This window comes from Chitinophaga sp. (assembly GCF_036566945.1).
Classification (GTDB): domain Bacteria; phylum Bacteroidota; class Bacteroidia; order Chitinophagales; family Chitinophagaceae; genus Chitinophaga.
The window spans coordinates 1-10,103 of record NZ_DATCVJ010000997.1 but is presented as its reverse complement, the minus strand read 5'-3'; the positions used below and the strand labels follow the sequence as shown (position 1 = coordinate 10,103).

8 protein-coding genes, 1 tRNA gene and 1 pseudogene are annotated in these 10,103 nt (G+C 44.8%); 5 read left to right on the top strand and 5 right to left on the bottom strand.

The features are described from left to right. Positions 1-106: 106 nt before the first annotated feature. A complete protein-coding gene (locus VIP81_RS29865; RefSeq protein WP_331970453.1) occupies positions 107-1,312 on the bottom strand; it encodes a hypothetical protein in 1,206 nt (401 codons plus the stop codon). A gap of 412 nt (positions 1,313-1,724) precedes the next feature. Next, positions 1,725-1,798 (bottom strand) — tRNA-Ile (locus tag VIP81_RS29860). Between the two features lie 134 nt (positions 1,799-1,932). Here VIP81_RS29860 and VIP81_RS29855 point away from each other — a divergent pair. Then, complete coding sequence (locus VIP81_RS29855; RefSeq protein ID WP_331970450.1) at positions 1,933-2,562, top strand: HAD family phosphatase; 630 nt, start codon at positions 1,933-1,935, stop codon at positions 2,560-2,562. A gap of 42 nt (positions 2,563-2,604) precedes the next feature. Here VIP81_RS29855 and VIP81_RS29850 read toward each other — a convergent pair whose 3' ends face one another. The 3 genes from VIP81_RS29850 to VIP81_RS29840 all read right to left on the bottom strand — a co-directional run bounded on the left by VIP81_RS29850 (position 2,605) and on the right by VIP81_RS29840 (position 3,588). Continuing rightward, positions 2,605-2,850, bottom strand: coding sequence for a hypothetical protein (locus VIP81_RS29850; protein ID WP_331970447.1), 246 nt, complete (start codon positions 2,848-2,850; stop codon positions 2,605-2,607). Between the two features lie 83 nt (positions 2,851-2,933). Beyond that, entirely contained in the window at positions 2,934-3,284 is a 351-nt protein-coding gene (locus VIP81_RS29845; RefSeq protein ID WP_331970444.1) for a TM2 domain-containing protein, read from the bottom strand. Between the two features lie 10 nt (positions 3,285-3,294). After that, positions 3,295-3,588 (bottom strand): DUF2752 domain-containing protein, encoded by a 294-nt coding sequence (locus VIP81_RS29840; RefSeq protein ID WP_331970441.1) that lies wholly within the window; start codon positions 3,586-3,588, stop codon positions 3,295-3,297. A 166-nt stretch (positions 3,589-3,754) separates the two neighbouring features. Here VIP81_RS29840 and rimP point away from each other — a divergent pair, with 166 nt between their 5' ends. The 4 genes and pseudogenes from rimP to VIP81_RS29820 all read left to right on the top strand — a co-directional run. Then, positions 3,755-4,219, top strand: coding sequence for a ribosome maturation factor (gene rimP / locus VIP81_RS29835; protein ID WP_331970438.1), 465 nt, complete (start codon positions 3,755-3,757; stop codon positions 4,217-4,219). Between the two features lie 16 nt (positions 4,220-4,235). Next, complete coding sequence (gene nusA, locus VIP81_RS29830; protein ID WP_133807155.1) at positions 4,236-5,483, top strand: transcription termination factor NusA; 1,248 nt, start codon at positions 4,236-4,238, stop codon at positions 5,481-5,483. A gap of 130 nt (positions 5,484-5,613) precedes the next feature. Next, a complete protein-coding gene (gene infB / locus VIP81_RS29825) occupies positions 5,614-9,309 on the top strand; it encodes a translation initiation factor IF-2 (protein WP_331970432.1) in 3,696 nt (1,231 codons plus the stop codon). Between the two features lie 229 nt (positions 9,310-9,538). Beyond that, positions 9,539-10,103, top strand: a pseudogene (locus VIP81_RS29820) (peptidylprolyl isomerase); the annotation flags it as partial.

Sequence of the window (10,103 nt, the reverse complement as noted above, 5' to 3'; positions counted from 1 at the left end):
GACCCTGTTCTATAAACCTCCTGGCTACCTGTAAAACCTCCCTCCACCGGCCCGATTTACCACTGTTTTTCTTTTCTATGAGAGGTAACGATTGAATGCCTTAGAATTATTTAGTGTTTTTCTCTTTCATCAGTTTCTCCGTATTGCTCTTCAACACATCTACCTGTTTCTGCAAGTCAATTATATACAAGGTTAATTCCTCTATTTTTTGCAGGTATAGTTTATTTATTTCCCCTAAATCTATTCCTGTTTTGATCACCTCTTTTTCAGAAGGTATGCCCGGAAGATGTTTATTTTCTTTGATAAACTGCTCCAACTCAGGAAGTTTAGGGAGAATATAATCCGAATGAAACACATAATCGGCCCATGTTTCCTGCGTCACCTTTACACTTCTTGCGCCGATAGCTCCATTCACCGTAAGTTTATATGTTGGATTATCCACGCCAATACCTACATTTTTATTCCCAGCAATTACCATAGAAGATCCTATTGTGGTGCCGGTTCTTCCATTTTCGAAGATAATTTTGCTGCCAATATTAGCCGCCCCGATATGAAGGTCTCTATAGCTTTCGATGATATTGGAATTACGTTGCGAAATTACCTGAAAGTTGGGAGTAGTATTTCCGATATACAATTGAGTGTTGCTCATCCCTGAATGAACAATCGCCATTAGATTAGAATAAGCAGTGTCACTGCCTAAGAGGATCAGGCGATTAGATGTTGCTGCATTTTTTATCACTACAGCGCCCTGGATTCCCACTTCTTCTGTGGCATTGAAGATCTTTACACCAGTGACCTCATTGCCTTTCACCAGCTTTAAAGCATCATTCTGGGCATATCCTGTAAAGGAGAAATTGAGAAGCGTTGACGCTTGGGGAATGGAAACTGCCAGATATTGAATCGAATTGTATGTTAGTGTCACCAATGTAGCACGATCACCAAAAGATACCAGGTTACCGATATTTTGAGTGTACGCAGTAGCTGTGTTCACATCAACGATCCATTTCCGGTTTGATGCACCCTGACTGCCCCTTATAGCACTGAAACGTCCCATTACATGATAATCTGCTGGCAAAAGAGTACCTGTATATATCACATGGAGCAGGATATAATTCTCCGTTACATTATCATCTGTTTGTCCAGGAATCCCCCTGTCTGCATAATAATTTCGATTGTTATCCAATACATGAAGACGGCTCGCAGGAGTGGAAGTTCCAATTCCAATATAACCATTAGCTGCCGGCAGGGCATTTTGGGCTGCTACAATATGGCTGGCTAATACACACAGAAGGGCTACAAATATATGTTTCATAAATAATTAGGTATAGGTTAATCTGATGCTTATTGTACAAAGATAGAATAATCTCTTGTTTTCTTGTAGTCAGTAATATTCACAATTTTACTTTCGATTCTCAATCATTAAAACAACAAGGCTGATATTTGTGAGTAGCATGAAGATATTTGTGAAATGTCCGAAGCTGCCATTTCTGATACTTATCAACACCATATATGTTTGATTAACGAAGATTCAATATGTTCCAACAATGGAGATTTACATCAATTCAATTTTGGATTTATATCTGCTTGTTAAGATGAGTGAAGTTGGCATGCTTACAAACCCGGTAAAATTATCTTTTCCCAAAATTTCAAAAACATGGATCAAAACATGTATCAAATGAAAAAAGGCTTTCCGCGTCAATCCGCTGAAAGCCTTTACTGTCTTGTGGTCCCACCTGGGCATGATCCAGGGACCCCCTGATTATGAGTCAGGTGCTCTAACCAACTGAGCTATAGGACCCGTTCCGAAGAACTAAAATTCCCCTTTTCAAGGGACGGCAAAATTAATTATTTTATTGAATTAACCTAAAATATTTTTTTGATTCCAACGCGTACGCCTATACTTTAATAAATTTGCGCTCAATCTTTTACCATATGCAAGGCATCAAAAACATCATATTCGATCTGGGCGGTGTAATTCTCAATATTGACTACCAGCTTACCCACGAGGCTTTTACCAAACTAGGGGTAAAGAATTTCAATGAGTTGTATTCGCAGTTTCGTGGTTCCAGCTTATTCAATGGTCTGGAAACCGGCCATGTGTCTACAGCGGAGTTCCTGGCAGAGATGCATAAGCATGTACCGGAAAACGTAACAGATGAGCAGATAACGACTGCCTGGAATGCGATGCTACTGGACTTTCCGGTGCAGCGCCTGCAGTTATTACAGCAGTTGCGGCAGCATTACAGTCTTTATTTGCTCAGTAATACCAATGCTATTCATTTGGAGGAGTTCAATAGGTTATTGCAGGAAAGCCGGGGAATACCTTCTTTGAGCAGTTTCTTTGACCGGGCTTACTATTCTCACGAGATGGGGCAGCGTAAACCTGATAAAGCGGCTTACCAGATGGTATTGGATCAAAATGGGTTGAATGCGGCGGAAACGGTGTTTATAGATGATCTTTTGCCAAATATAGAAGGGGCGAGGGCTGTGGGATTGCAAACTATTCACCTGGAGTCTCCGAAAACGATCCTGGATATTTTCCGTCCTGCGAGTGCAGTATAGGTATAATATAAGAAAGGCCGGTTTCGTAACCCGGCCTTTTCTTTATTTAATTTCTTCGAAATCAAGATAATCTCCTTTATCCACTTTTTTGGGTTCAGGAGGAGGTGATGGCTGCTGGTGATTTCCCGGCGTACCTTGTTGGTTTTCATATTGCTGACGCATATGATCTTGCATATCACTCATCTGCCGGCGTACTTGTTTGGTCACTTTATAGCCCGGTATGAGCAGGTCAAATACCAACTTATACAGCAGCCAGGCAATAAATATGGATAACAAAAATTTAATCATAATGGTGCGAAGTTAGCGGAATATAGTATCCGGCGCCTTGAAAATCACCTCATTTTAAGGTTTTTTTAACTTTCCTAACCTGACTAAAGACCCAGCAAAGCAGCGGACGCCAATGCCTCTTTTTTATTGAATTCCCAGGTCAATTTACGATAGTTGATGGCGTCGATGATGGTGCCTACACAGCAAAAGCCGAGTGTTATCACGTATATAATTCCCATAGCAATCTGGTTGAGCAGAAAGCGCTGAATACCTGCTACAGCGACAAAACCGATCAGACTACAGATAAGAATTGTTTGCGGATCCTTGCGCCGGCCCTGATATACAGCCAGAAAACGTTGTTTGTTTTCTGCGGAAAAACCTTTGGTAAGTTCCTGTAACCAAATCATTTCCTCGGTTTCAATGCCGGGGAGCATGGCAAATGAAAAGTCGCTCATAGTATTGGGTTTATTGTTTAAGGTCAGCGTATTGAAGGCGGACCAGTTGTACAATGCGGTATAGCAACAGGGCTACTACCAGCGGAGATAGCCAGTGGTGGCGGATGGCAGCCGACCATTGGCCATGTAAAAAATAATGAATACCATGACCTAAACCGCAGCCGGGACAAAAGGGGATGCCTATATTCTTGAACAAACATAAACTTCCGGCATCTTCATCGGGCTTCATCATGTATAGCAGGATTAGCCCCAGGGGCCAAACGATGAGTTCTATATTAATTTTTTGCCAGAAAGCAGTAGTCACGTCAGATATTTTAAAAACACATATGAATGATGGCAGTGCATCTCACATAAATATTTATATACAAGTTAAAGAAATAGTTTTTCAATCAAAATAAAATCCTAATTTTGTATGAGGAAAAATGATTCAAACGAAGGGGACGAGATATTGTCCCCTTCGCGCTTTTTGTATGGCAAACGAACACGTGATAAAAACTATCCGGGAAATGGCAGAAGGACTGCTGGCTAACGATCCCGACAATTTTTTGGTAGACATCAGAATTAAGCCCACTAACAATATAAAGCTCTTTCTGGACGGAGATAAAGGAGTACCGGTGGCTACACTGGTGTCGTTTAACCGTCAGTTATATCCTTTGCTGGAAGCGGCTGAACTGTTCCCTAACAATGATTTCTCCCTTGAAGTCTCGTCTCCCGGACTGGATGAACCGCTCAAACTGCACAGACAATACCTTAAAAATATTGGACGCAAAGTGGAAGTAACCCTGCTGGATGGCTCCGTAAAGGAAGGTACCCTGCAATCGGCTACTGAGGAAGGAATTAATATTGAAGAGTTGATTGGCAAGAAGAAAGAGAAGAAATCAACCGATTTAAAACTTAATGAAATAAAGCACACAAAGGTGTGCATCGTGTTTTAAAATATAACAACTAAACATGGCTAGTATTAACTTGATTGAGTCATTTACCGAGTTCAAGGAGGCGGAAAATATCGACCGTCCTACATTGATGAAGGTCCTGGAGGATGTGTTCAAAACACTGCTGCGGAAAAAGTATGGCTCAGATGAGAATTTTGACGTGATTGTAAATACCGAAAAAGGTGACCTTGAAATATTACGCCGTCGTACCATCGTAACAGATGGAGAAGTAGAAGATGAAAACGCACAAATCGCATATTCCCAGGCTATCAAGGTAGAACCGGATTATCAGGTAGGTGAAGATTTATATGAAGAGGTAGAGATCATGGATTTCGGTCGCAGGGCTATCCTGGCGGCTAAACAAACTTTATCTGCCCGTATCGGCGACCTGAAAAAGAACATTCTGGTTAAGAAATATGCCGACAAAGCAGGTGAAATTGTAAATGGTGAAGTATACCAGGTTTGGAAAAAAGAAGTTTTATTGCTTGATGATGAGGGGAATGAGTTAATTTTGCCTAAATCTGAACAAATCCCCACAGATTATTTCAAAAAAGGGGAGAACGTAAGAGCGGTGGTGAAGAAGGTGGAAATGAAAAACAACGCACCACTCATCATTCTCTCCCGCACACATCCATCCTTCCTTGCTAAATTGCTGGAAATTGAGGTGCCTGAGATCTTTGACGGCCTTATTGTGATCAAGAAAATAGTTCGTGAACCAGGAGAAAGAGCCAAAGTGGCCGTAGAATCCTACGACGATCGTATCGATCCGGTAGGTGCCTGCGTTGGTATGAAAGGTAGCCGTATACATGGCATCGTTCGCGAACTGAGAAATGAAAATATAGATATCATTAACTTTACCACCAACATTCAATTGTTGATTCAGCGTTCCTTAACACCCGCCAGGATCAGCCGCATGGAAGTGGATAACGAAAACAAATACGCTTCCGTTTACCTCAACCCTGACCAGGTATCACTGGCCATCGGAAAAAAAGGTGTAAACATTAAGCTGGCTTGCGAACTGACTGGTTTTGAGATTGATGTATTCCGTGATGAAGCACAGGAGCAGTCTGAATTTGATATCGATCTGGAAGAATTCTCGGATGAAATCGAAGAATGGATAATAGATGAACTGAAGCGAATAGGTTGTGACACTGCCCGCAGCGTATTAGAGCTGACTGTTGAAGAACTGGTTCGCCGTTCTGATCTGGAAGAAGAGACAGTGCAGGATGTAAGAAGAATATTACAGGAAGAGTTTGACAAAGAATAAAGCCGAGCCACAACCCTTCCCAGGTAAAGGCCTTATTAGAAAGGGAATTGATTTTTTCGAGTTATTGTTTAAACGTAAAAAAACATCCCGTTTTGAAGAAACGGGAAACAGGGGAGGCCCGAAATACGATATGCCTGAAACAACAAACAACACACCACGCTTGCTGGCTGCAGCCAAGGAGTTTAATATTGGTAAGGAAACCCTCATCGATTTCCTTGGCAATAAAGGCTTTGACATGGGTGGCTTTGGTTCTCCCAATGCCCGCCTTACGGCTGTTATGTATACAGCACTGCAGTCGGAGTTCCAGCAGGACAAGGCTAACAAGCGCAAAAGCGACCAGATAGCCCTGCCCAAAGGAAGCGTGTTAGAAACGATGAAGAAGAAAGAGAAGGAGGAAGCGGAAGCGGCGGCTAAAAAGAATACCAATAAAGAAAACGAGGCAGCTCCCGCTCCAGTAGCAGAAGTGCCTAAGGAAGAAAAACGTGAGCCTCAACCGGAACCAGTAAAGGAAACCCCTAAACCGGAACCACAACCACAGGCGACTGTTGCCCCGGCAACACCACCACCTCCCGCAAAGGAAAAAGCTGAACCGAAGCCTGAACCACCCGTTGTTACAGCTCCCCCTGTTGCGGAAGTTCCTAAAGCACCGGCAACGCCTCCTCCGGCGGAACCAGACGTAGTAAAAACGGAAGCGCCGAAAATTAACGGCCCTAAAATCATTACTACCATAGATCTGGACGCATTAAACCGCAATAAAAAACCAGTTGCTAAAAAAGCAGAACAGGACGAAACTCCAGCTCCGCAACCCGAAGCAGTGAAACCTCCGGTACAGGAAGAAAAACCTACACCGGCTCCAGTTGTTCCACCCGCTCCTCCCGTTGCTGAAAAACAACCGGAACCGAAACCTGTTCCAGCCCCTACCGTACAGGAAGCAACTCCGGCTCCAACTGAAAAACCAGTTGAGAAAGCTGATAAAGCCGTAAAAGTAGAACAGGCTCCTAAAGCCGAAGCTACCCCTCCGGCAGAGAAAGTAGCGAAAACAGAAAAGACCGATACGACAGAAAAAACGGAAAAAGCCGCACCGGTTGAAGATAAACCTGTAGTTAAAAAAGTGGAAGAAGTATTACAAGAGGCAAAACCGGCTGCAGTCAAAGAACCGGCGCACATTCCTGTTAAACAAGTCGTAAAGACAGAACATCGCAAACCCACTGCTGTCGATAACACACCCCCAACACCTCCTCCCGCTGCCCCTCAGGCACAGGACGAACCAGCTGGTGCTGCTGTCATCGAAAATATTCAGGCCGAAAAATTAACCGGCCCTAAAGTAATAGGCAAAATAGAACTGCCAGTTCAATCTGACAGACGCGATAATAATAAGAACAACTTTAGCAGGGACGAAAAACGCAAACGCAAGCGTATCATCGTGGAAAAGAAACCTGAACCTGTTCAGCCTAAAGATTTCAAGGAAGGCGACCGCAAAGAAGGTGGCACTCCGGGTGAACATCGCCCACATCAACACGGCGGACAAGGTGGTGGCGGAAATCGCCCCCATCATAATGATAACCGCGGTGGCGGTCATCAGGGTCAGGGGCACCAGGGTGGCGGAAATCGTCCACAAGGCGATAACCGTAACAATAATAACCGTCCAGGCGGCGCCAACACCGGAACCGGTGGCGGTGGTTACAACAGACCTGCAGGTCAGGGCGGAGGCTATAACAGGCCAGCCGGACAAGGCGGTGCAACGGGTGGTGGTAACAGACCAACCGGACAAGGTGGCGGATACAATCGTCCAGGCGGCGGACAAGGTGGTGGTAACAGACCAGCCGGTCAGGGCGGAGGCTATAACAGGCCAGGCCAGGGCGGCGGCGGTTACAACAGACCAGGTCAGGGCCACCGTGGCGAAGATAAACGCACTACCGAAGAGAAAGAAATCGATAAGAACGAGATCCAGAATAAGATCAAGGAAACAATGGCCAAACTCGGTGGCGGTCGCGGTAAAAACGTGAAAGCTAAACACCGTAGAGAAAAACGTGAAGAAAGAGCCCACCAGAAAGCGAAGGAAGGAGATGGAGACAACAAACTCCAGGTAACAGAATTCGTTTCTGTATCCGAACTGGCTAACCTGATGGACGTAAGCTTCGCAGAAGTTATCTCTAAATGTATGGGCCTCGGTATCATGGTATCTATCAACCAACGCCTCGATGCGGAAGTAATAGAACTGGTGGCCGGCGAATTTGGTTACGAAGTGGAATTCATTGGTCTGGAAGATGCAGAAGAATCCGATGATGAAGACGAAGTAGATGATCCTGCAGACCTGGAACCACGTGCTCCGATTGTCACCATCATGGGTCACGTCGATCACGGTAAAACCTCCCTGCTCGATTATATCCGTAGTGCAAACGTGGTAGCCGGTGAAGCCGGTGGTATCACCCAGCATATCGGTGCTTACCAGGTAACTACTGCAAGTGGCAAAAAAATCACCTTCCTCGATACACCTGGTCACGAAGCGTTTACCGCGATGCGTGCCCGTGGTGCCAAAGCAGCAGATATCGCTGTAATCGTGGTAGCCGCCGATGATGCCATCATGCCACAAACAAGGGAAGCAATATCCCACTCTCAGGCTGCTGGTCTGCCAATGGTATTCGCTATCAATAAAGTGGATAAAGAAGGCTCCAACCCGGAAAAAATTAAAGAACAACTGGCCGGCATGAACCTCCTGGTAGAAGACTGGGGTGGTAAATACCAAAGTCAGGAAATATCTGCCAAAAACGGATTGAACATAGATGTTCTCCTCGAAAAAATATTGCTGGAAGCGGAACTGCTGGAATTGAAAGCAAACCCAGACCGCGAAGCATCCGGAAGTATCGTGGAAGCAACACTGGACAAAGGCCGCGGTTACGTTGCCTCCCTGCTGGTACAAAATGGTACCCTCCGTCAGGGCGATACCATCGTATCCGGCTCCTTCTTCGGTAAAATCAAAGCCATGTTCAACGAACGTGGTCAGAAAATGGAAGAAGCAGGTCCTTCTATGCCAGTACAGGTGCTCGGCTTGAACGGTGCTCCTCAGGCTGGTGAGAAATTCAAAATGTTCGCAGACGAATCTGAAGCTAAAGAAGTGGCCAACCGCAGAGCACAGATCGTTCGTGAACAAGGTATCCGTACCAAGAAACACATTACACTGGATGAAATCGGTCGCCGTCTGGCACTGGGTAACTTCAAACAGCTGAACCTGATCATCAAAGCCGACTTTGATGGTTCCGTGGAAGCATTGAGCGATTCCCTGCAGAAACTGTCTACCGAAGAAATCGTTATCAGTATCGTACATAAAGCAGTAGGTCAGATCACCGAATCCGACGTATTGCTGGCTACCGCTTCTGATGCCATCATCCTCGGATTCCAGGTACGTCCTTCTTCCCAGGCTGCTAAGCTGGCGGAAAAAGAAAATATCGAAATCCGTAACTACTCTATCATCTATGACGCGATCGATGAAATCAAGAGCGCCATGGAAGGTATGCTGGAACCAAAAATCGAAAAGAAAGTGGTGTGCAACGTTCAGGTGCGCGAAACTTACAAATTCGAAAAGGTTACTGTGGCAGGTTGCTTCGTTACAGATGGCAAGCTGACAAGAAACACCCGTATCAACGTGGTGCGCGACGGTATCGTGGTGCACACCGGCGAACTCGGCTCACTGAAACGTTATAAAGATGACGTGAAAGAAGTGGCCGCTAACATGGAGTGTGGATTGAGTATCCGCGGATTTAGCGACCTCAGACCTAACGATAACATCGAAGGTTTTGAAGAAGTAGAAGTGAAGAGAACATTATAAAAAAGCCGAAGGCTTAAAGCATAAAGCAAAAAGCTATTATGGAGAATAACGTAAGCGTGTAATCATCCGCTCATATCCTTCTCCATAATAGCTTTTTGCTTTATGCTTTAAGCCTTCCGCCTTTATAACAGCATCGTTTCCACGATTCATCTAAACTTTTGTTAAATCCATCGACTTTCCCTATGCTACTGACCTTTAAATGGTTATTTTTGATTTTTACCGCTTTTGTATGAAGAAACTTTTAGCATTATCCGCAGGCGCTTTGCTGTTATGGCAGGCCGCTTCGGCTCAGCAGAAACTGATTGCTGACAAGATTATCGGCGTAGTAGGGGATAAGATTATCCTCAAATCCGATATGGATGGGGCACTCAGCGATCAGATGCATAACTCACCAGATGGAAATCTGATGCCTGATGCAGCCTGCAAAACCCTGGAAATGCTGATTTCCCAGAAAGTAATGGTACTTCAGGCAGAAAGAGATAGCTTGCCCGTAAGTGATGGTGATGTTGAAGCGCAAATGGAAAACCGTATCCGCTATTTCGAGCAGATGTACGGTACCAAGGAAAAGATGAAGGAAATCACCGGCTACTCTATCTACCAGCTTCGCGAACGCTTCCGTCAGCCTATCAAAGAAGGGTTGCTCGCACAAGCCATGCGTAACAAAATCATTGAACCGGTAAAAGTAACACCGTCAGAAGTAAAGCGCTTCTACGATGCCATCCCCAAGGATAGTCTCAAATTTTACGAATCAGAACTGGAAATAGGTACCATCGTATTGACACCGAAGGCCACCC